The following is a 22,138-nucleotide window of genomic DNA, read 5'->3' on the forward strand; positions in this document are numbered from 1 at the left end:
CGCTGGGGTTGTCGCCAGTGCTCACGAAGTTCGTGTTGAACTCGATTTCCCGCCTCAAGGCCAAAGGCATTGCTAGCCTGCTGGTGGAACAGAACATGCGGGCGGCACTGCGGATCGCGGACCGCGCCTATGTGCTCAGGGTAGGGCGCATCGTCAGGGCGGGGTCGGCGACCGAGATCGCCAATGCTCCTGACATCCAGGAAGCCTATCTTGGCGTCTAACAGAAACACAACAGGACATGGTGAACATGCAGGACGAGTTCAAATTGCCGGACGGAAGCTGCGACTGCCACGTGCACATTTACGGGCCATATGACCGGTTTCCCGTCGGCGGCGAAGGACGCTTCACGCCGACCCAGCCGAACCCGGTGGAGTCGCTGTTTGCCATGTGGGACTCCATTGGCATTGCACGTGGCGTGATCGTGCATGCGCAGGCCGCCGGCCCCGACAATGTGGCGACCTACGATGCGCTACGCCGTTATCCTGATCGCTTGCGCGGCGTCGCCGTGCTGGAGTCGGACGTCTCCGATCGCCGACTCGACGAGATGACGGACGCCGGCTTCAAGGGCGCCCGCGTCAACCTGTTGCGGCAGGACGGCAAGCCGGTGTCGAAGGGGGGCATGGACTATGACGGCCTGAAAGCGATCGCGCCGCGTCTGGCAGAACGCGGCTGGCATGCGCAGTTGTGGATCGAGACCGGTGACTTGGACGACATGGCTCCCGAACTCGAGAAACTGCCGCTTACCTTCGTCATCGATCACATGGGGCGAACGATGGCGGAGAAGGGCGTCGGCTATTACGGCTATCAGACATTCAGCGAACGCCTGAAGACCGGGCGCTACTGGTGCAAACTGTCGGGGGCCGACCGCAACACCCGCAATGGCACGCCTTACGACGACACCGAAGCCTTCATGCAAGCGCTGGTGAAGGCCAATCCCGATCGCCTTGTCTGGGGCACCGACTGGCCGCATGTCGGGCACACGCCGGAAAGCTTTCCCGCGGAAGACGACCTGCTGCGGTTGTTCTTCAAATGCGTGCCCGACGAAGCGGTTCGCCGCAAAATACTCGTCGACAACCCGGTCAAGCTTTACGGCTTCTAAAGTTTGCGACACTGACACCCTGAGGACGCGCCTGTTCCACAGGCGCGCCCTTTCTATGGGTCTACGCCGAAAGACCGCTCTGCCAAGTTGATGGCTTGCAGCCGAAGCCGCGTTTGGCGCGCTTTGCCAGCCAATAGCCGAACTGCGGCGGCACGCCATTGTAGCCGGGATCGACGCCCATTTTCTGCGCCGCATCCATCGGCCAATTAGGATTGTTGAGCAGTTCGCGCCCGATCGCCACCAGGTCCGCCTGCTTATTCTGCAGGATCGCCTCGGCTTGGTCGCCGTGAATGATCAGCCCGACCGCCATGGTCATGATGTCCGCCTCGCGGCGAATCCGCTCGGCATAAGGCACCTGATAACCGTATTCGGTGAGGCGGAAGAAGTTCGGCACCTTGCTGGTCAGGCCGCCGGTGCTGCAGTCAATGACGTCGACGCCGCGGACCTTTAATTCCCGCGATAGCACCACGTTCTGCTCAGGACCCCAACCGGCTTCATCCTCAATGGAAAGGCGCATGAATAGCGGTTTGGAAGCCGGCCAGTAGCGGCGAACGCACTCCACGACTTCCAGCGCGAAGCGCATGCGGTTTTCCTGCGAGCCGCCGTAGCGGTCGGTGCGTTGGTTCGCTTCAGGCGACAGGAACTGATGGATCAAATAGCCATGGGCGCCGTGCAGTTCGATCATGTCGAAGCCGGCGCGATGCGCGCGGTCCGCGGCTTTGCCCCAGGACTCGATAGCGTCCGGAATTTCGCCGAGACTCAACGCGCGTGGGACAGTCCAGCCATCGGCGAAAGCCAGGCTGCTCGGCCCGATGATGTCCCAGTCCTCCCAGTCCTTCACCTGAGGTTGATAGGGCAGAGGCTCATCGCCTTCCCACGGTCGTTTTGTCTTGCCCTTGCGCCCGGTATGTCCGAGCTGAATGCCCGCCGCCGCGCCGTGGCTCTTGATGAAGGTAGCGATATTCGCGAGCGGGGCAATGAACTTGTCATCCCACAAGCCTAGGTCGCCGAGGGTGCCACAGCCACGGCGCTCCACCTTGGTCGATTCCACGATCACAAGTCCCGCGCCGCCGGCGGCGAACCGGCCGACATTGACCATGTGCCAGTTAGTGGGAAACCCATTTTCACCGGAATACTGATGCATTGGTGCGACGGCGATACGGTTCCTCAGTTCAAGCTCGCGGATTCGCATGGGCGTAAAGAGAAGTGGTGTGGTCATGTTAACCTCCCGATTATGATGAGGCTAACGACCCATTACAGTTCTCGCCATCACCGAATGGTGCCGTAGTCATTTTTACGAGTGTGAAATTGGCAATAGTTCGATCTTTTCTGCTGCGATCGTCGATGACAGCCATGCCATCTTTTTACAGTCGCACAGGGAGCCTTGGCGAAAGGGCGCACGACAACGTGGGCGAACGTGTTCACGGGCCTTGCGAAAGCGTTGGAGGGCCGTACGGCCAAACCGTTTGATCACGTCCTAATCGACGAGGCGCAGGATCCGGCGCCAGTCGAGCTGCGATTCTTTAGCGCATTGGCGCCGGCGAGGGCGGATGGCTTGTTCCTCGCCGGCGACATTGGCCAGCGCATCTTCCTGCATCCTTATTCGTGGGCCAGTCTCGGCGTCGATGTGCGCTGCCGATGGTACACGCGGAAAGTCTGCTAGCTCACATCGCGACAGATCAGGCGTGCCGCGGACCGGCTGCTGCCGACCGCGCTACGCGATCGCACCGGCATCGGGGACGAGCGCCGAGGTGTCATCTCGGTGTTCGACGGGCCACCGCCGGAAGTAAGGTGCTTTATCAATGAAGCCGTGGCGGCAGAGACTGTGCGCGAACTCTGGAATTTCGCGCCGTCGTGGTGATGGCCTGTGATCAGGGCGCTCTGCCGCTCGACGAGCGAGTCGCCGACGCCGCTGAGCTGGACGTTATCACCGGTGGAACCGGCTCGCGCTACTGATTCGCAAGTACGGCAAGGGCTGCGACCGCGTCGACCTTTGCCCCGATCGGTATGGCCGCGAGATCGACGAAGAAGTCCGGGTTGTGGTTCGAGTAAGGGAAAGGGCGCCCCGCCGCGCGGGCCTTTTCGAACATTTCAAGGGGGGCGACCCCTACCAGGATGAATGCATAGGGCACGTTGCCCAGCTTTTTGAAGGCCTCCTGGAAGTCCTCCGAGCCCATCACCGCCGGGAAGTGATTGATCACCTTGCCCGCTCCCACCAGGGTCTCGAGCAGCGGGTTGATGCGCGTCACCAACGCCTTGTCATTCACCAGCGGACTGGCATTGCCCTTCATCGCCCGAGTGGGCATCCGGTCCTCGCTCACGCCCGCCGCTACCGCGACACCCCGGTTGATTTCATCAATACGCCTGAGCGTCTGTTCGCGGTCGGCGGCATTGAACCAGCGAAGATTGAGCTTGAGGATCGCCTTGTCGGGAATGACGTTGTTGTCTCGGCCTGCGACGACTGCCCCGACGGTGACCACGGCGGATGCCTGTGGGTCGAGATTGCGGCTGATGATTGTCTGGTAGCTCAGGATGGCTTGCGCAGCCATGACAATCGGATCGATCGTCATCTGCGGGGTAGAGCCGTGTCCGCCGATGCCGTGGAAGGTGATATCGAGTTGATCCGTGCCGGCCATGCGGACCCCCGGCGAACTTGAGATATAACCCACTGGCCCGGGCGCGGTGTGCGCGCCAAAGGCGTAGTCAGGCTTCGGGAAGCCGCGCTCCCATAGCTTGTCTTCGACCATGGCCTGGGCACCCGTTCCCGGCTCCTCGGCGGGTTGGGCGTAGACAACAAGAGTCCCCGACCAATCATTCTTCAAGGTAGTCATCGTCTTTGCGAGACCGAGCAGCCACGTCACATGCGCATCATGCCCGCATGCGTGCATCACATCGATCTCGCTGCCATCCTCAAGCCGTTGCTTTGTTGTTGAAGCGTAGGGCAGTCCCGTCGCTTCGAGGACAGCGTTACTGTCCATGTCCGCGCGAAACCAAACCGTAGGTCCGGGACCATTCCGCATGACACCGACGACACCTGTCTTGCCGATGTTCTCGACGACGGTGAAGCCGAGAGCCTTCAACTCCTTGGCCACGATCGCGGAAGTGCGCAGTTCCGTAAAGCCCAGCTCCGGGTGCTGATGGAGGTCCTTGAAGATGTCGATCAAACGCGCGGCATCAGCGTCGACCGCGGCATTCACCTTCGCAATCAAGGGCTGCGAGACCTGGGCGTTGGCGGGGGGCGGGCTCGCGGCGTTCAGCGAGATCAGCGTGGAAACCATCGTCCTGAACGCAACTCTCACGGCGGTAGCCATTTCCCCCTCCCGTTTCACTGAAAGTGTTCCAGCAGAATGCGCCGGTGCCAGAACCGCGACAAGCCCCCCAAAATCCATCCGTATGATTACGGGCCGGTACCGAGGCGCGCTTGACGTTGCCATGCAGCGATACCACACCGTCGCGGTATTCTCACCGCGACGGTCGGACGGGCATGCGGTGCTGCCGCCGCCCGGCGCGGCGACGTGCTGCAAAAGGCCGCAGTTTCCTGCCTTGGGTAGGGTTGAGTGCTGCGCTGCAAAATGCCACCCCAGCCGGATGAGCTCACATCAATCCCCATCTTCGTTGCGCCGGTTGCTCGCCAGCGATGCCGGCGGCGGTATCGTGCTGATGGCCGCGGCGGCCATCGCCCTCGTGGTTGCCAACTCGGCGGCGTCCACGGTCTATTTCGGCACGCTTCAGGCCTATGTCGGCGGCCTCAGCGTGCTGCACTGGATCAATGACGGGTTAATGGCCATCTTCTTCATGATGGTCGGGCTGGAGATCAAGCGCGAATTCATCCAGGGGCAATTGGCGACATGGCCGCGCCGCGTGCTGCCGGCCTTCGCCGCGCTCGGCGGCATGATCGTGCCGGCCCTGGTATATGTCGCCTTCAACGCTGGCAGCGCGGAGACGTTGCGCGGCTGGGCCATCCCTACCGCGACCGACATCGCCTTTGCGCTTGGCGCATTGGCGGTGCTCGGCTCCCGCGTTCCGCCGTCGCTGAAAGTGTTTCTCGCGGCGCTTGCGATCCTCGACGATCTCGCTGCGGTCAGCATCATCGCGATCTTCTACACCGACCATCTGGCACCGCTGTGGCTCGCCGCGGCGGCGGCCACCATCGCGCTTTTGGTGGTGTTGAACCTGCGCGGCGCCACCCGGCTCTCGATCTATCTTGCGATCGGCGCGCTGCTGTGGGTGTTCACGCTCAAATCGGGCGTGCATGCGACGCTGGCAGGCGTGGCGCTGGCGCTGACCATTCCGTTGTCGGGGGCGAAGACCGCGCGGCCCGCCCCGTTGATCCGGCTGGAACATGGCATCCAGCCATGGGTCGCCTATCTCATCGTCCCCATCTTCGGCTTCGCCAATGCCGGCGTGTCGTTCAGCGGCATGACGTGGTCCATTCTGTGGGCGCCGGTGACGATCGGCGTCGCGGCCGGACTGTTCGTCGGCAAGCAGGTCGGCGTGTTTGTCGCGACCTGGATCGCTGTGCGCCTTAAGCTCGCGGTCCGGCCCGACGGTGCGAGCTGGCCGCAGCTCTACGGCGTGGCGCTGCTCTGCGGCATCGGCTTCACCATGAGCCTGTTCATCGGCCTGCTGGCGTTTCCCGGCGCGGCCCTGCTGCAGGACGAGGTGAAGGTTGGCGTCTTGCTGGGCTCAGCGTCGGCCGGGCTGCTGGGCGTTCTGGTCCTGGCCGTTGCGACACGGGCTCGCCCTTCGCAGCGTTGACCAAGCGTCAACGCCGCGCGTCGCGGATGACGCGGCATGCGAAGCGACATCAAGCGCGCCGAGTTCGAGGCCCGCCATCCAGCGCTCCGGATCATCGCCTTGATCCCATCGATGTCCGTCGCGTGCGGTCGATCTGAAACGCTACAATCCTTCAGGCGCGCAACCGATACGGGCAATGATATCATCCCGGCCAGTGTGGCGCCGTGACGCCGTGCCGGTGATGGGCTGACGGCGGCTGTGCCTTTCAGAAAACAAAATCGCCCCCCATCAAGCACGCTCGCGAAGCGCGGGATGCGCCGATCCGCTGCCGCGGCAGACGTGTCGTCATCCTGCGCCGGTCCACCGAACAGCATCGCGGCGGCGGCGCATGACAGGCGCAGGGTTTGCTACCGCGAGGCCCAGACGACGTTTGCCGCCGTCGTGGCGACGCTGCTGAAGCTGCGCGCGGAGCCGGTGATCATCAACGGCACCACGCCAGGCGCGATCCGCCAGGACATCGTCGATCGCTTCCAGAACGGACCGCCGGGTTTCAACCTGATGGTACTGTCGCCGAAGGCCGCCGGCGTCGGCCTCACCATCACCGCCGCGAACCATGTGATCCATCTCAGCCGCTGGTGGAATCCGGCCGTCGAGGACCAGTGTAATGACCGAGTCAACCGGATCGGACAGACAAGGCCGGTGACGGTGCATGTGCCGCTGGCGGTGCATCCCTCGCTCGGCGAGCGCTCGTTCGACGCCAATCTCGACCGATTGCTGGAGCACAAGCGCGCGATGTCACGCCAGATGTTGGCGGCGCCGGTCGGCGACGCCGATATCGGCCTGCTGTTCGATCAGGCGATGGCCGCGCCCGCGGCGAAGCAGCGCTGACCGACGAGCCAAGGCCCGAAGCATATGACAGCCATGCCGTCCACGCGGCGTTGTCATCCACGGTATCGTCGGCGACGATGTGTTTAGCGATTGCTACATCACTGTCCGCTAAGGATGGCTTTTGATTTGATGATTTGACGGGATTTTACCCATGCGCATTGGTAACCTCTTCCTTGCGGGTCTTTGTATTGTCGCGGCGCCGGGCGTGGTGACGTCGCTGGGCATTGCAGGCCTGGCCGGAACCACCTGGAATCGGGCCAACGAGGCCATCGTCGCGATGCGGGTAGTTAGCGACGCGCAGCGGGCGCAGACGCAAATAGCGGTCGAGGTTGGCCTGCTGGGCAGTCTGCTGCTGATCGACACCGTGGATCAGGTCTCGCTGTCGAAGGATGCCGCGGTAACAGACAAGGCGCTGGAAGCCGCGGCGCAGAGCGCGGCGGCTGCCGGTCTGGCCGCCGATGGTCCGCGCAGCGTGGTCGCCTCGCTGGTCGAACTGCGCACAAGGCTGGCCGTCGCGTTCGCCCAGCCGCCGGCCGCGCGCGACCCGGCGCTCGGCAAGGTCAACGCCGACCTGCGTTCCACAGCCAGCGAAAAGATGTCCCAGCTTGCCATCGTCGCAGCCGGGAAGGTCGCGGAAGCGGCGCCGGCACTGGTGTCCTATGTCGAGATTGCCAACCAGGTGATGGATCTGCGCGACTATGTCGGACGCCGCAACGGCTTGCTCACTTCATGGATTTCGGGTCAGGCGGTGAAGCCGCCAGCCTATGATCTGGCCGTCAGTTTCGGCGGCCGGGCCGAACAGTCGTGGAGCGCCATCAAACGCCTGATCGCGGTGTCCCGCGATCCGGTGCTGGTCGAGGGACTGAAGCAGCAGCAGGCCAGCTACGAAGCGCAGAGCGAGCCGCGCTGGCGGCAGGCGATGCTGCTCGCGCAGCAAGGTGTTACCGCCGCGCCAAAATGGTCCGAGACCGTCACGCAGTGGCGCGCCTGGGCCAATCCGGCGCAGACCGACATGCTACGGCTGCGCGATACTGCTCTGGACCGTTCGCTGGCCCGGGCCGAGTCGGACCTTTCCTCTGCGCGGCTGAACTTTGCGATGGCGGTGGGTCTGGCATTGCTTTCCGCGGCTCTGGCGATCGGCGGCCTGCTGCTGCTGGTGCGCCGGATCGTGTCGCCGATGCGGTTGCTGACCGACGTGATCGGTCGGACGTCGCGCGGCGACCTCGCGATCGAGGTGCCGTGCCGCGGCCGCGACGACGAGATCAGCCAGATGGCCGATGCCATCGAAATGTTGCGCACCGGATCGCTCGAACACCGCCGCATGGAACAAGCCGCCTCGGTCGAGCGCGAACAGAAGGTGGTGCGCGCCTCGCGGCTGGAATCCCTGGTGCGCGCCTTCGAGGGCAAGGTCGCGGCGCTGGTCCAGACGCTGGCGGGCGCCTCCACGGAAATGCAGTCGACGGCGCATTCGATGGCAGCGACAGCGGGAGAGACCAGCCGCCAGGTCGCCGCGGTGACTTCGGCGTCGCGCCAGGCCTCCTCGAACGTCCAGACCGTCGCGGCTGCCACCGAGGAATTGTCCGCCTCGGTCACCGAGATCGGCCAGCAGGTATCGACTTCGCGCGATATCGCCCGGCAGGCGATCGGCCACTCCGCCGCGACGCGACAGACGGTGGATGACCTCGCCGTCGCCGCCGACCGGATCGGCGAAGTGGTAAAACTGATCTCGACCATCGCGTCGCAGACCAACCTGCTGGCGCTCAACGCGACCATCGAATCGGCGCGCGCCGGCGAGGCCGGACGCGGCTTCTCGGTGGTCGCTAGTGAAGTGAAGAACCTCGCCACCCAGACCGCGAAGGCCACCGAGGATATCCAGGCCCAGGTCGCGGCGATCCAGGCCTCCACCGGCAAGACCGTCGCGGCGATCGGAACGATCGGCGGCATCATCGAGCAGATGTCGGAGATTTCCACCGCGATCGCCTCGGCCGTCGAGGAGCAGACCGCGGCGACGCTGGAAATTGCGCGCAGCGTGCAGGCCGCCGCCCGCGGCACCGAGGAGGTGTCCGGCAACATTGATGGTGTCAATATCGCCTCCGCGACCACTGGCGATGCCGCCAATCACATTCTCGATGCGGCCCGGGAATTGTCGGTACAGGCCGAAGGCCTCAGCGACGAGGTCGGCCGCTTCATCGCCAGCGTACAGGCAGCATGAGGCCGCAACGATAGGGAAGCCGCATGCGATTGCTCGTGCGCCGCAAGCGCTGGCTGTCATCAGGGCAGGGAGCTCGGCCGCGCTGACGCCAGGCATTTGCCGGATTAACCTTAATAGCCATGCTTTTCATTTGGGGGTACTGGGAGACCACTGATTTCTTGGCGACGGGTGCGCCGCATGGTAAAGATTCTCCTAGCGCGTGCGCTGCACTATTCGGAGACGAAGATGGACCAAGTTGCTGTCGCAGGCCAGGCGGCCAACCTCGAGACTTCCGTGGCCGGAAAATCGGCCCGACTCGGCGACATCAGTGCCCGCGATATTCCGCGTCTGCTCACCAAGGACGAGATCCGCGGCCTGTCGGAGATCGACAGCGGCAAGTTCGTGCTGGCGGCGCTGTTGGAGATCGGGCTGATGGCGGCGGCGGTCGTTATCAGCGAGACTTGGTTCAATCCCTTCACCTATCTGTTCGCCATCATCGTGATCGGAACCCGCATCAACGGTCTCGGCGGCCTGATGCATGACGCGGCGCATTATCGCGCGTTTCGCAACCGGACCATCAACGACATCGCCGGCGAGATCGCCGCGTTTCCGACCACCGCATCGATGGCGGGGTATCGCAATTCGCATTTCTCGCATCACCGCGAACTCAACAGCCACAAGGATCCCGACTGGGTCCGTAGCCTGCTGCTGGAAGATTACGAATTTCCGGCCCCACAGATCATCTTTCTGCGCCGCCTGCTGTTGCATGTGTCCGGCATCCGCGCGCCGGGCTCGGTGATCGGCTTCCACAAGAATGCGGAGACCCGCGACATCCCCGTACTGACCGCGCGGCTGCGCATCGCGGTGCTGCTGGGGTTAGTGGTGTCGTCGATCGCGCTGGGGTTCTGGCCGCAATTGTTGCTGTACTGGGCGGTGCCGATCCTGACCGTATTTCTCGGGCTGCGCTACTTCCGCATCGTCGCCGAGCATTTCGCGGTCAGGCATGACGGCGTGCTGAGCGAAAGCCGCACCGTGGTCGCGCCGGCCTGGCAACTATTCTGGCTGGCCCCTTGGGGGTTGAACTATCATCTTGAGCATCATCTTTTTCCGGGAATCACCTGCTTCAATCTCGGTAAGGCGCACCGTATCCTGATGACCCGCACGCCCTTCGCCGAGCAGGCCCATATCACCAGGGGCTATGGCGGGTTGTTGCGGGAAGTCGCCAGCGCGGCCCCGGGCGAGCGCGACAAGGCCCGCGCCGCATTGGCGGGGACCTGACCGGCATGACCAAGCGGATCGCGGTGGTCGGCGGCGGCCTGACCGGCATTGGCTGCCTGGCCGAACTGGTGCGAGCCGGCCATGACGTGTCGATGTATGAACGCAACGACGACATCGGCGGCGTCTGGCATCCCTCCAACTGCTATTCCGGGCTGGCGCTGCACGGCGCCTCGGCGGCGTTCGAATATCATGATTTTCCGTTGCCGGCCGGGATCGACAAGTCGCGGCCGATCTCGTCGCCGCAGGTATTCGCCTATCTGCGCGACTATTTCCGCCATGCTGGCCTCTATGCCCGCGCCGAATTCAACGTCGCGGCCGAGCAGGTGGCCTATTCGCGGGCGACCGGCAAATCGACATTGCGGCTGCGCCACACCGGCAGTGACGAGGTCCGGCAGGAAGAATTCGACTACGTCGTCTACACCCACGGCTTCGCCGCGCGTACGCTGCCGCATATCAAGGGGGCGGATCGCTTCGCCGGCGAGCTGCTGCACTCGTTCGATCTCAGCGAGGAAAAGCTCGCGGAGCTGGCGCGGACCGGCCGCAAGGTCGTCGTGGTCGGCGCCAGCAAGACCGCCACCGACATGGTGCTGCGCTTCCACCGGCACCGCCACCCGGTAACCTGGCTGTACCGCAAGAACTACTGGTTCATGCGCAGCGACGTGTTGATCGACATTCATGCGCGAAAAGCAGCCGGGTTGTCGGAAGGTCGGTTTCGCCGCGCGTTGCTGTTCGCCGGTGACCTGATCGGCACCAAGGCGCCGAAACTTCACCTGGCGCTGTGGCGGGCGTTCGGTCTCGCCCATACTTTTGGTCCCAGGCACTGGGATTTTACGAAATATCACCGCGGCCGTATCGAGGACGCGCCGATGGCGATCCTGCGCGAATGCGCCGCCCGCGACAGCGTGATCGGCGAGATCGCTTCGATCAGCAGGACCGGGCTGGTGCTCAAGGATGGCGCCTCGGTCGACTGCGATACCATCGTGTTCTGCACCGGCTCCAGCGGCCACAACAGCCTGCTGGCGGTGGAAAAGGACGGCCTGCCTTTTGATCTGAAGGCGGTGCGCCGTCTGTACCGCGCGCGCGTCATCCCCGAGATCCCCAATGTGATTTTCACCGCCTTCCATCTGTTTTCGTTCGGGGTGGTCAACGGGCTGATGACCGGCAAGTGGATCGAGAAATTCATCCAGGGCGGCTTCACCGAGGCCTATCTGGCGAAGCACGCGGATCTGTCAAAGAAGCCGTTCTTTACCGGGCCGTCCTATCTGTTCGACTCCTCAAAGGCCTTCAACGCCGGCGCGGCGGCGATGTTCGAACCGTTCTTCAAGAGCGGCGAACTGTCGAAGAAGGGTTACTTCACCTGGCTGTGGCAGATCAGCTTCGCGACCGAAGGTGTCAAGCCGCTTGAATTGCGAAGTCCGGTTGAAGTCTCGCTGGTGGCGCCGGCCGCTGCGACCGACCGTGCGGTGACGCAGCCCATCTGAAGACGAAGGTGTTACCTGCGCGAGGACGAGCCCGACAAATCCCTGTTCCATCGCGGCGAATCAGCGATACTTGGTCGGCGCTTCCCTCGTTGCCAGAGCCTGAGCAATGCCCGACACCATGATGCGCGACCGCGATATCCAGTCCCTGAAGCGGCTGCTCCGGCTGGCCTGGAAGAACCTGGCCAGCCCGTCATTGACCTCGCCTCAGCGGCGCGAAATCCTCGACCAGGTCAAGACCTGCAATACCGAGCTGCGGCGGTGTATCGATGCCGCGGAGGCTGATCGTCGCCGTCAGCGCAATGGCCGCGATCTGCCCGGCACTCTCGACTGCAAACCCGAATTCCGCTTCATCGCCTTCAACCGATAAGCAAGCGGCGTCGGCTATCGCACGGGTTGCGGCGGCGCCACCAGCGGTGCGCCGCCGACCGAAATCGCGCCGGCCGGCCGTGGCGTGGGGGGCTTGCGGCGCGGCACGGTGACGGAGAGCCGCGCGGGCGGCAGCGAAGCCGTGGTACCCGAGGCCAGGGTGCTTTGCATCTGGTCGATCTTGGTGGAGAGGCCCGAGACGTCGTCGGATAGTCGCTTCAGCTGCGCCTGTTGCGCCGTCAATAGTTCAGTGACCGACTGCAGGGCCTCGGCGGTCTGTTGCTGGAATGACTGGAAGTCGGACGCCGCGACGAGGCTGGCATCGGTGGCCGCAACCGCCGCGCTGGAACCGGCCGATGAAGCGAGGGATGTTACTTCCAATAACCGGTCGCCGTGGCGAAGCCAGGTAAACCCTGCCGCCGCGCCAAGCGCGAGCAACACCACGAACAGTGCTATTCCCTTGTAGGACTTGCCGTCGCGTAACGGGACGGACGGAGGCCCAACGTCAATCTGGTCGGCCACGGCTTCGCTCGCTGCTTTGTTACTTCAATGTTCCAGCTATCTGTTTCTAGATTGCACCGCTGTGCACCACAACGCCAAACGTGACGTCTGGAAGCGTGGAGCGCCTTCGTGCACAGCTGATCCTGACAAATATACTATATCAGCTAACGCGAATGTACCTAGATACCTAAGATGATTTGTTGATCTTCTTGAGCTTGGCGTCGGTGGCCTCGATCGACGTTGCCAGTTCAAGAATCGCCTTGGATAGCAGATCGATCGCTTCCTTGTCGTCCTGTGACTTCGCGGCGCGAAGGGCGAAGTTCCTGGCTGACGATAGTGACATCCGTTGATTCTCCTGGGGCGCAATGGGGCCTGGCCGAGCGCCAGCCCCGGCGGCAACAGCTCAGCAAAAACCCGCCGCGTTGAGGCGGCGGGTTTGATGGGCTCGCGGTACGAAAAACCCGGTTCCGCGAACACAATCAGGCTAGCGGCAAAGCGTTAAAAAACCCGAAAGTCGCCGTCGAAGGCCTGTGACAGAGCCTAGCTTTTGCCGGCGAGCATCTCTATATTAGAAAGGTCGAAAGACGATGGCGCTGAAACTCATAGCGGACTGCGGGCAGACCCGGGGGCGGTACCCGGCGCCTCCACCCCAGCAGCTCAGGTCTCATTCCACAAATGAGGCAATCTTGCCGCAAGGCGGGATCAACGGGCTGCTCAGGCGGGGGCGAAATAGGATCGATGGCCGCGAAGAAGGTATGAATTGTTCCCGGCATGATACCGCCGTTATCGGGTCAAAACCTAAATGCAAACGATAACGTTCGCATGAACGAAGTGCGCCTCGCGGCGTAACCGTTCGGGGTAGGTCCACCTTGCAACAGAACGGCCATCGCCGCGTCAACCTTCGGGTTGGCGCGGCTTTTATTTGGAATCGGTTCAGTCGGCAGAATAGCCGTTCTGGATGAGCCACGCTTACGTCGCGGATATCGGCCGGATCGAGCGCCTCCGGGGCTCAGCGATCCCCGGCGATGGCCCGGTCGATGGCGTCGATCAGGGTCTGGGTCTCGATGAAGCGGGCGCGGGACCGTTCGGCCTTGTCGCGGTCGAAAGGTGCCGCCAGAACCTTGGCGAAAGCGTCGCGCTCCTCTACCATGCGCTCGCGCGCTTTATGCAGCGTTTCCAGTCGTTCGCTCATGCCATGTCCTGACGCAGATGGATTGAACGCGAGTGATGCGCGCGCCGCTGTGGATTAGCGAGACAAATCGCGTGGCGCGATGTCGCTACCGCGAGCTGGCTCTTGCGCGACGCAATTCGACCATCTTGAATGCACATCCTGAGATTCATCCGAACGCACAGCGGAGCTCATGATGGCCCGGAATTTTGGATTGCCCCGACAGCTGAATACGTCGTCCCGCGTGCCGGTATGGCCGATGTGGGTGGTCGCCTTGATCGCGGTCGGCGTGATCAACGCAGCGACGTTCCTGCATCACTAGCCGTCGCCTTGATCGTACCGGCGGGCATAGCAGATGGCCGTCGTCTACGTCCGGTCAGGACGTAGAGCTTGAGGGCGCGACTCAGTCGCGAGGGCGCCGCCAGAAAGATGGTGTCCGGATCAGCGCGCCAGATTTCGATCTGATACGGCGTGACAATCAAATGACCGTCCCTGAACGGGTATTCGCCGGCTGAAACGATCCCGCCGCAATCCGCGCTCGAAACCTCCACGATATCCTCCGCTGGTTGCGGCGGTATACCCGGTCGCTTGTGTTTGGGGTTTACCGCCAGAAGTATCGGCTGCTCAAAAAACCATATCGGTGGAGATTGGCAAGGGGGTACCGGCGATTGTTTACCGGCCAGTCCAGTCTGGAAGAGGGGCGTTGCGTTGCGTCTGCGGCGAGAGGTCGAGCAGGTCGTGGTCCAGCGTCACTTCAGTGACGTGTTGATACCGGTGAACTTGCCCTTCACCGAGGTGCCGAGGCCGGTCACGATCGAAATGATGGCAAGGGAAATGCCGGCAGCGATCAGCCCATATTCGATGGATGTCGCGGCGGATTGGTCTGTTATAAAATGACGTACAATGTTTTTCATGGGTCCAGTACTAGCCTCCGGCCGTAAATCATGGGTAAATACTTACGCGTCGATTTCGAGGAAATCGCTGATTTTTGAATCACTTAGGCGCGCTCGAGTATCATAAAAAGGTACTATGAGGATGTTTCAGTCCGTCGCTCAATCTCAGGTCAACACCCCCGTAGAATACCACTTTGCATGCCGCGATCGCGACGATGACGGCTGTCGTGACCGAGCGCGGCTGGCCCCCGGGACACGCCCCCTTAACCGTCTGTTTACCATCGCGGCGCGCACCCCATTTTCGCCGTCTTCGCAGGGCGATATGTTCATCTCTTGATGCGGATGTGGGTCGTATCGGGAATGCCGGCTTGGGGTGCCCAGCGATGGGCAAAAGGCCGTGGAAATGGTATTGGGGCGTATGGGGATTCGTGGGTCATACCGGCTAGGCCGCGCTGCGGGCGCAGCAGCGACCATGGGGGCGTGCCTGGCTCTCGCCAATTGTTCGTCATCGACGACCAGTTTCAGCCGTCTCGATCCCAAATATGGCGTGTCCAGCAGTCCGCGCGTTGTCGAAATGGGTGAGCCCGTGCCGAAGGGCGGCGGCACTTACCGGGTCGGCAAGCCCTATACCGTGGCCGGCAAGGTCTATGTACCGGAAGAGAATTTGAATTATCGCGCCGAGGGCCTGGCGTCCTGGTATGGCGACGACTTTCATGGCCGCCTCACCGCCAATGGCGAAGTTTTCGACATGACGTCGCTGACCGCGGCGCATCCCACCCTGCCGATCCCGAGCTATGCCCGCGTCACCAATATGGGCAACGGCAAATCGGTGATCGTCCGCGTCAACGACCGCGGCCCGTATCATGGCAACCGCCTGATCGACGTCTCCAATCGCGCCGCCGACCTGCTTGAATTCAAGGGCCGCGGCATCGCCAATGTCCGGGTCGAATATGTCGGCCGGGCGCCGCTGGAAGGCTCCGACGACCGCCAGTTGGTGGCAACCTTGCGAACCGGCGAACCGGCGCCGTCGCCTTCGCTGGTCCGCGTCGCCTCGGCGCGATCCTTCGTGCCGGACATGCAGGGTGGCCGCGCCGTGACGCGCGGCGACATTCCGCTGCCGGAAGGCCGTCCCTATTCGCTGGGAAATACGTCAGCGGACGTCGCCTCGATCAACGCCACTTCCGAACTGTCGGCCTCGAGCCGTACCCGGCCAGGCAGCCGCGTGGCAAGCAATCGCCGTATGGTATCCTACGAAAGCAGCAGCCAGGCATCCGCGGAACGCGAAGAGGTCCCGGCGGAAGCGACGCCGGCCGATGAAGCCCGCGACATTCTTTCCGGTCGTGGCCTGTACTGAGCCGCCCGGCATCCGTTTTCAGCAGCGGACCGTGACGTGACTGCGGCATGGGCCGCGTTGTTTGCGCCCGGCGATGCTGATAAGACGTGTCGCTCAGGACACCTCCGATGACCACGACCTTGCCAGCCTCTGATCGACCTTGCCGTGCGCCTCCGCGCTGGCGCGCATGGCTGGCCGGCGTGATCGCCGTCAGCCTCGCTTTGGGCGGCGTGGCCTATGCCGCCAACCAGAGCGTGCAGGGCGCGAAGAAGGTGGTTGACGACGGCTACGACACCGAGGCGCCGACCGCGATCCTGATCGAGGCCGGCTCCGGCAGCGTGTTGTTCGAGAAAAATGCCGACGAGTTGCGCGCGCCTTCCAGCATGATGAAGCTGATGACGGTCGAAGTGGTATTCGATGCGCTGATGCGCGGCGATATCAAGCTGACGGACGAATACAAGGTCAGTGAGAATGCCTGGCGCAAGGGCGGAGCGCCGGCCGGTGCCTCGACCATGTTCGCCGCCCTCAACAGCCGCGTGCCGGTCGCGGACCTGCTGCGCGGCGCCATCATCCAGAGCGGCAATGATTCTTGCATGATTCTGGCGGAAGGCCTCGCTGGCGGTGAGGCCACTTTTGCCGAACGGATGACCAAGCGGGCGCGCGACATCGGTCTGCCGAAATCAACCTTTGCCAATTCCAACGGACTGCCGGATCCCGGCAACAAGATGAGCGTGCGCGAGCTCGGCGTGTTGGCACGCCACATCATTCGCACTTATCCCGATTTCTACAAGATCTTTGGCGAGCGCGAATTCACCTGGAACAAGATCCGGCAGCAGAATCGCAACCCGCTGCTGGCCTCCATGGAAGGCGCCGATGGCTTCAAGACCGGCTACACCAAGGATGGCGGCTACGGCATGGTCGGCTCGGCGGTGCAGAACGACATGCGGCTGATCGTGGTGGTCAACGGCATCGACGACATCGATGACCGCGCCAAGGAGACCAAAAAGCTGCTGGAATGGGGTTTCAAGAATTTCGAGGCGCGCACGCTGTTCGCCGCTGACCAGCTGGTCGGCTTTGCCAAGGTGTTCGGCGGCGAGCGCGGGTCGGTGCCGCTGAGCAGCAAGGAGCCGGTCAAGGTGATGGTGCAGAAGAACGGCGCTGACAAGCTGATCGCGCGCGTCGTCTATCGCGGCCCGGTGAAGGCGCCGGTGGAGCCCGGCCAGCCGGTTGGTATGATAAAAGTCTGGCGCGGCGCCAACATCGCGGTTGAAACGCCGCTCTATACGGCGGAGCCGGTGGCGACGGGATCGACCGTGCAGCGGGCGATCGATGGCGCCAGTGAATTGGCAATCGGGCTGTTTCGCGCCGGCGCCGAGAAGCTCTGATGGGGGCGGTTACGGCGGAACCCGGCGAGGCCCGGCGCGGGCGGTTCATCACCTTTGAGGGCGGCGAGGGGGCCGGCAAGTCGACCCAGATCCAGCTTCTGGCCGACCGGCTGAATTCGCTGAACTTGCGGGCGATCGTCACGCGCGAGCCGGGTGGCTCGCCCGGTGCGGAGATCATCCGCCACGTGGTGCTGTCCGGCATGGGCAGGCTGCTCGGACCCGAGGCGGAAACGCTGCTGTTCGCCGCCGCGCGCGATGATCACGTCCATGCGGTGATCGAGCCGGCGCTGGCGCAGGGCATCTGGGTGCTGTGCGACCGCTTCGCGGATTCCACCCGCGCCTATCAGGGCAGCCTGGGGCAGGTGGCTCCCGCCTTGCTCAATGCGATGGAGCGCGTCACCATCGGCGGGCTGAAGCCTGACCTGACTTTCATCCTCGATATCCCCGTCGAGATCGGCATGAAGCGCGCCGCGGCCCGCCGCGGCAACGGCGTTCCTGACCGCTTCGAGGGCGAAAACCTGCAGTTTCATACGCAATTGCGCGACGCGTTCCGACAGATCGCTGCCAGCGAACCGCAGCGCTGCGTGCTGATCGACGCCAATGCCGATACCGCCGCGGTCGCCGCCCAGATTCGAACGGCTCTGCGCGAGCGGTTGTTGACGTCAGAACCCCTTTTCGAGACCGCATCTGCATGAGCGCCAAATCTTCAGATGCGACCGTTTCCGCGCCGCATCCGCGCGAAACCATGGCGCTGTTCGGCCATCACGACGCCGAGCAGGCGCTGCTGTCGGCCTATCGTGGCGGCCGCATCGCGCATGCCTGGCTGATGTCGGGCGCGCAGGGTATCGGCAAGGCGACGCTGGCCTACCGGATGGCGCGCTTCGTGCTGGCGCATCCGGACCCGTTGTCCGGGCCCGTGCAGGCGGCGGCGACACTCGGCATCGATCCGTCGCATCCGGTAGCGCGCCAGGTCGCCTCCGGCGCCCATGGCGGGCTGCTGACGCTGGAGCGGACGGTGAACGAGAAGGGCGTAATGCCGACCTTCATCGCCGTCGGCGAGGTCCGTAAGACCGTGCCGTTCTTTGGCTCGACGGCGGCGGTCGATGGCTGGCGGGTGTGCATTGTCGATACCGTCGACGAGATGAATGCCAATTCGGCCAACGCGCTGCTGAAAGTGCTCGAAGAGCCGCCGCAGCGCTCGCTCTTCCTGCTGGTGACGCATGCGCCGGCGCGGCTGCTGCCAACCATCCAGTCGCGCTGCCGCAAATTGACGCTGCGCCCGTTAGCGATCGATGACGTGGTCCATGCGACGGCACAGGCGGCGGAGATCGATGCGGATGATCCGTTGTTGGAGCAGGCGGCGCAGGCCGCCGAGGGCAGCGTGTCGCGCGCCCTCAATCTGCTCGGCGGCGGCGCGCTGAAACTGCATCAGCGCACCGCGGCGCTGCTCGACACCCTGCCGCATGTCGACCCGCGCGAACTGCATGCACTGGGTGATGCGCTGGGCGGCAGCGACCGCGCCGTTCTGAACGCCTTCGTCGACAGCGTCGACCGCTGGATCGGCGAGAAGATGCGGGCCGACGATGCCAATGCCAACGCCAATCTGCCCCGTCTTGCGCGGCTGGCGGAGGTATGGGAAAAGATCAATCGTGCCGCGCGCGAGACCGAATCCTACAATCTCGAGCGAAAACCGCTGGTTTTCTCGGTGTTCGGGCTTCTCGCGGAAGCGACGCGCTGACGTCAGTCGCGCACCGGCCAATATCTGGAAAATCCGATATCTGGAAATTCGACGTCTCGACATATGATGAAAGGCTTTCGCAGCTATGGCGAATGCAACCAGTTTGCCCCGCGAGTCCTATTACATCACGACCGCGATCGCCTATCCCAATGGCGTGCCGCATATCGGCCACGCCTATGAGGCGATTGCCACCGACGCGCTGGCGCGCTTCCAGCGGCTCGACGGCAAGGACGTGTTCTTCCTCACCGGCACCGACGAGCACGGCCAGAAGATGGTGCAGACCGCGCACAAGGAAGGCCTGACGCCGTCCGAACTGGCGACCCGCAACGCCGCGCAGTTCAAGGACATGGACCGCCTCCTCAACATTTCCTACGACCGCTTCATCCGCACTTCGGAAGAAGAGCATCATCGCTCCAGCCAGGCGATCTGGCAGCGCATGGCCGACAATGGCGACATCTATCTGGACAGCTATGCCGGCTGGTATTCGGTGCGCGACGAGGCCTATTACGCCGAGGACGAGACCGTCGTCGGCGAGGACAAGGTGCGTCGAGGCCCGCAGGGCACACCGGTCGAGTGGGTCGAGGAGTCGAGCTACTTCTTCAAGCTGGCGTCCTACCAGGACAAGCTGCTCAAGCTGTATGAAGAGCAGCCAGACTTTATTGGCCCGGACACCCGCCGCAACGAGGTGATGAGCTTCGTCAAGGGCGGCCTCAAGGACCTCTCGATCTCGCGCACCACCTTCGACTGGGGCGTCAAGGTGCCGGGCGACGACAAGCATGTGATGTATGTCTGGGTCGACGCGCTGACCAACTACATCACCGGCGTCGGCTTTCCGGAAGAGGGCGCCGCGAACTGGCACTATTGGCCGGCCGACGCCCACATCATCGGCAAGGACATCATCCGCTTCCACGCGGTGTACTGGCCGGCCTTCCTGATGTCGGCGGGCATCGCGCTGCCGAAGCGCGTGTTCGCGCACGGCTTCCTGTTCAACAAGGGCGAGAAGATGTCGAAGTCGGTCGGCAATGTCGTCGATCCCTTCAACCTCGCCACCGCCTACGGCGTCGATCAGGTGCGCTACTTCCTGCTGCGCGAAGTGCCGTTCGGCCAGGACGGCAGCTACAACCACGAGGCCATCGTCAACCGCACCAATGCCGATCTCGCCAACGATCTCGGCAATCTCGCGCAGCGCTCATTGTCGATGATCGCCAAGCAATATGCTGGCGTGCTGCCGGAGCCCGGCGATTTCAGCGACAATGACAAGGCGATTCTCGCGCAGGCCGATGGCATGCTCGAGCTGGCGCGTAGCGCGATGGCCACGCAACAGATTCATCAGGCGCTGAATGCCGTGTGGAACGTGGTCGCGGAAGCCAACCGCTACTTTGCGGGCGAGGCGCCGTGGGCATTGGCCAAAACCGATCCGAAGAAGCAGGGCACGGTGTTGTACGTGACCGCGGAAGTGGTCCGGCAGGTCGCCATTTTGGCGCAGCCGGCGATGCCGGAATCCTGCGCCAGACTGCTCGACGTGCTGGGCGTTGCCGCGGATGCCCGCGATTTCGCGGCGCTGGCCACGCGGCTCACGCCCGGCGTAACGTTACCGACACCGACCGGCGTGTTTCCGCGCTATGTCGAGCCGGCAGCCGAAGCGAAATGATCTGATGCTCGTCGATAGCCACTGCCATCTCGATTTTCCGGATTTCGCCGACGACCTCGACGGCATTCTCGGGCGCGCTGAAGCCGCCGGCGTCGGCCGCTTCGTCACCATCTCGACACGGGTGAAGCGTCTGCCGGCCCTGCTGGCGCTCACCGAGCGCTTTCCGAATGTGTATTGCTCGGTCGGCACCCATCCTGGCCATGTTGACGAGGAAGACGGCATTCCGGCGGAGGAGCTGATCGAACTTACCAAACATCCGAAAGTCGTTGCGCTCGGCGAGGCTGGACTCGACAATTTCTATGGCACCGACTTCAACGCAGCGCAGGAGCGCGGCTTCCGCGCCCATATCGCGGCGGCGCGCGCCACCGGCCTGCCGCTGGTGATCCATACCCGCGTCGCCGACGAGCAATGCGGCCGCATCCTCGAAGACGAGATGGGGAAGGGCGCCTTCCGCGCGGTGCTGCATTGCTACACCGGCGGACGCGAGCTGGCGATGCAGGCGATCGATCTCGGTCTCTCGATTTCCTTTACCGGCATCCTGACCTTCAAGAAATCGCAGGAGCTGCGCGACCTCGCCGCCGAGCTGCCGGCCGACCGCATCATGGTCGAGACCGACGCGCCCTATCTGGCGCCCGGCAAATTCCGCGGCAAGCGTTGCGAGCCGGCCTATGTCGTCGAGACCGCGAAAGTGCTGGCGGAAACCCGCGGCGTGTCGCTGGAAGAGATCTCGAAGCAGACCACCGAAAACTTCTTCCGGCTATTCAGCAAGGTGCCGGCGATGGATGCCGCCTCATGACACTGACCCTCACCATTCTGGGCTGCGGCTCTTCCGCCGGCGTGCCGCGTCCGGCGCTGGGCTGGGGCGCCTGCGATCCGACCAATCCGAAGAACCGTCGCCGCCGCTGTTCGATGATGGTGGAGGCGGAATCCGAACACGGCATCACGCGCGTCGTCATCGATACCTCGCCGGATCTGCGCGAGCAGCTGATCGATGCGCAGGTGTATCACATCGACGCGGTGTTCCTCACACATGAGCACGCCGACCAGACCCATGGCATCGACGATTTGCGCTCCGTGGTGATCCATCAGCGCCGCCGCATTCCGTTATATCTGAACCAGGCGACCGCCAAGGATATCGTGCCGCGGTTTTCCTATTGCTTCACGTCGCCGCCGGGCAGCGACTACCCGGCGATCCTCGAGCAGAAATCCATCGAGGCTGGCGAGAGCCGCACCATCGAGGGCAAGGGCGGCGCGCTGACGCTGACGCCGTTTCTCGTCCAGCACGGCAACATCCCCGCGCTCGGCTACCGGATCGACAATGCCGCCTACACGCCGGATGTGAATGACATTCCGGAACAGAGCTGGCCGGCGCTCGAGGGGCTCGATCTCTGGGTCATCGACGGGCTGCGCTACACCCAGCACCCTAGCC

The 22,138-nt window shown here is 63.5% G+C and carries 21 protein-coding genes, 1 other RNA gene and 1 pseudogene; 17 read left to right on the plus strand and 6 right to left on the minus strand.

What is annotated here, in order from left to right:
- Positions 1-221 (plus strand): annotated as a pseudogene (locus Q0S16_RS10370) (branched-chain amino acid ABC transporter ATP-binding protein); the annotation flags it as partial.
- A 26-nt stretch (positions 222-247) separates the two neighbouring features.
- On the plus strand, positions 248-1,099 hold the full coding sequence (locus Q0S16_RS10375) for an amidohydrolase family protein (protein WP_295847866.1): 852 nt from the start codon (positions 248-250) through the stop codon (positions 1,097-1,099).
- A 61-nt stretch (positions 1,100-1,160) separates the two neighbouring features.
- Here Q0S16_RS10375 and Q0S16_RS10380 read toward each other — a convergent pair whose 3' ends face one another.
- Positions 1,161-2,318, minus strand: a complete 1,158-nt coding sequence (locus Q0S16_RS10380; RefSeq protein WP_295847868.1) for an NADH:flavin oxidoreductase/NADH oxidase — start codon at positions 2,316-2,318, stop codon at positions 1,161-1,163.
- A gap of 198 nt (positions 2,319-2,516) precedes the next feature.
- Here Q0S16_RS10380 and Q0S16_RS26425 point away from each other — a divergent pair, with 198 nt between their 5' ends.
- Positions 2,517-2,762 carry a UvrD-helicase domain-containing protein gene (locus Q0S16_RS26425; protein WP_366517820.1) on the plus strand — a complete coding sequence of 82 codons (246 nt, stop codon included), beginning with the start codon at positions 2,517-2,519 and terminating at the stop codon, positions 2,760-2,762.
- A gap of 286 nt (positions 2,763-3,048) precedes the next feature.
- On the opposite strand, the gene Q0S16_RS10385 is transcribed toward Q0S16_RS26425, so the two are convergent.
- Positions 3,049-4,410: an amidohydrolase gene (locus Q0S16_RS10385; protein ID WP_295847870.1), complete on the minus strand. Its 1,362-nt coding sequence runs from the start codon at positions 4,408-4,410 to the stop codon at positions 3,049-3,051.
- A 277-nt stretch (positions 4,411-4,687) separates the two neighbouring features.
- Between Q0S16_RS10385 and nhaA the strand changes: the two genes are divergently transcribed.
- From nhaA to Q0S16_RS10415, 6 genes are all read left to right on the plus strand, one after another.
- Positions 4,688-5,857 (plus strand): Na+/H+ antiporter NhaA, encoded by a 1,170-nt coding sequence (nhaA, locus tag Q0S16_RS10390; protein WP_295847872.1) that lies wholly within the window; start codon positions 4,688-4,690, stop codon positions 5,855-5,857.
- Between the two features lie 291 nt (positions 5,858-6,148).
- A complete protein-coding gene (locus tag Q0S16_RS10395; RefSeq protein WP_295847875.1) occupies positions 6,149-6,724 on the plus strand; it encodes a C-terminal helicase domain-containing protein in 576 nt (191 codons plus the stop codon).
- Between the two features lie 151 nt (positions 6,725-6,875).
- Positions 6,876-8,936: a HAMP domain-containing methyl-accepting chemotaxis protein gene (locus Q0S16_RS10400; protein ID WP_295847878.1), complete on the plus strand. Its 2,061-nt coding sequence runs from the start codon at positions 6,876-6,878 to the stop codon at positions 8,934-8,936.
- A gap of 225 nt (positions 8,937-9,161) precedes the next feature.
- A complete protein-coding gene (locus Q0S16_RS10405) occupies positions 9,162-10,193 on the plus strand; it encodes a fatty acid desaturase family protein (protein WP_295847883.1) in 1,032 nt (343 codons plus the stop codon).
- Between the two features lie 5 nt (positions 10,194-10,198).
- Positions 10,199-11,674 (plus strand): FAD-dependent oxidoreductase, encoded by a 1,476-nt coding sequence (locus Q0S16_RS10410; RefSeq protein ID WP_295847886.1) that lies wholly within the window; start codon positions 10,199-10,201, stop codon positions 11,672-11,674.
- Between the two features lie 106 nt (positions 11,675-11,780).
- Positions 11,781-12,041: a hypothetical protein gene (locus Q0S16_RS10415; RefSeq protein ID WP_295847889.1), complete on the plus strand. Its 261-nt coding sequence runs from the start codon at positions 11,781-11,783 to the stop codon at positions 12,039-12,041.
- Positions 12,042-12,055: 14 nt separating this feature from the next.
- On the opposite strand, the gene Q0S16_RS10420 is transcribed toward Q0S16_RS10415, so the two are convergent.
- On the minus strand, positions 12,056-12,562 hold the full coding sequence (locus Q0S16_RS10420) for a hypothetical protein (protein WP_295847894.1): 507 nt from the start codon (positions 12,560-12,562) through the stop codon (positions 12,056-12,058).
- Positions 12,563-12,728: 166 nt separating this feature from the next.
- Entirely contained in the window at positions 12,729-12,884 is a 156-nt protein-coding gene (locus tag Q0S16_RS10425) for a hypothetical protein (protein WP_295847895.1), read from the minus strand.
- 194 nt (positions 12,885-13,078) lie between these two features.
- Between Q0S16_RS10425 and ssrA the strand changes: the two genes are divergently transcribed.
- Positions 13,079-13,432, plus strand: a transfer-messenger RNA (tmRNA) gene (gene ssrA / locus Q0S16_RS10430).
- Between the two features lie 118 nt (positions 13,433-13,550).
- Here the strand turns inward: ssrA and Q0S16_RS10435 are convergent.
- Positions 13,551-13,733: a hypothetical protein gene (locus Q0S16_RS10435; RefSeq protein WP_295847898.1), complete on the minus strand. Its 183-nt coding sequence runs from the start codon at positions 13,731-13,733 to the stop codon at positions 13,551-13,553.
- A gap of 725 nt (positions 13,734-14,458) precedes the next feature.
- The gene (locus Q0S16_RS10440; protein WP_295847899.1) at positions 14,459-14,623 is read right to left on the minus strand and encodes a Flp family type IVb pilin; all 165 of its coding nucleotides are present in this window, start codon (positions 14,621-14,623) and stop codon (positions 14,459-14,461) included.
- 397 nt (positions 14,624-15,020) lie between these two features.
- On the opposite strand from Q0S16_RS10440, the gene Q0S16_RS10445 reads away from it, so the two are divergent.
- The 7 genes from Q0S16_RS10445 to Q0S16_RS10475 form a co-directional block, all read left to right on the plus strand.
- A complete protein-coding gene (locus Q0S16_RS10445) occupies positions 15,021-15,956 on the plus strand; it encodes a septal ring lytic transglycosylase RlpA family protein (protein WP_295847915.1) in 936 nt (311 codons plus the stop codon).
- A gap of 107 nt (positions 15,957-16,063) precedes the next feature.
- On the plus strand, positions 16,064-17,320 hold the full coding sequence (locus Q0S16_RS10450) for a D-alanyl-D-alanine carboxypeptidase family protein (protein ID WP_295847902.1): 1,257 nt from the start codon (positions 16,064-16,066) through the stop codon (positions 17,318-17,320).
- Positions 17,320-18,015: a dTMP kinase gene (tmk, locus tag Q0S16_RS10455; protein ID WP_295847905.1), complete on the plus strand. Its 696-nt coding sequence runs from the start codon at positions 17,320-17,322 to the stop codon at positions 18,013-18,015. The genes Q0S16_RS10450 and tmk overlap by 1 nt, the downstream gene beginning before the upstream one ends.
- Positions 18,012-19,058, plus strand: coding sequence for a DNA polymerase III subunit delta' (locus Q0S16_RS10460; protein WP_295847906.1), 1,047 nt, complete (start codon positions 18,012-18,014; stop codon positions 19,056-19,058). The genes tmk and Q0S16_RS10460 overlap by 4 nt, the downstream gene beginning before the upstream one ends.
- Positions 19,059-19,143: 85 nt before the next feature.
- Complete coding sequence (gene metG, locus Q0S16_RS10465; RefSeq protein WP_295847908.1) at positions 19,144-20,709, plus strand: methionine--tRNA ligase; 1,566 nt, start codon at positions 19,144-19,146, stop codon at positions 20,707-20,709.
- 4 nt (positions 20,710-20,713) lie between these two features.
- Positions 20,714-21,505 carry a TatD family hydrolase gene (locus Q0S16_RS10470; protein WP_295847909.1) on the plus strand — a complete coding sequence of 264 codons (792 nt, stop codon included), beginning with the start codon at positions 20,714-20,716 and terminating at the stop codon, positions 21,503-21,505.
- Positions 21,502-22,138, plus strand: a 637-nt coding sequence (locus Q0S16_RS10475) for an MBL fold metallo-hydrolase (RefSeq protein WP_295847911.1), incomplete at its 3' end; no start/stop codon positions are given. The genes Q0S16_RS10470 and Q0S16_RS10475, both read left to right, overlap by 4 nt.

It is taken from the genome of Tardiphaga sp. (assembly GCF_025356345.1).
In the GTDB taxonomy this organism is placed as follows: Bacteria; Pseudomonadota; Alphaproteobacteria; order Rhizobiales; family Xanthobacteraceae; genus Tardiphaga.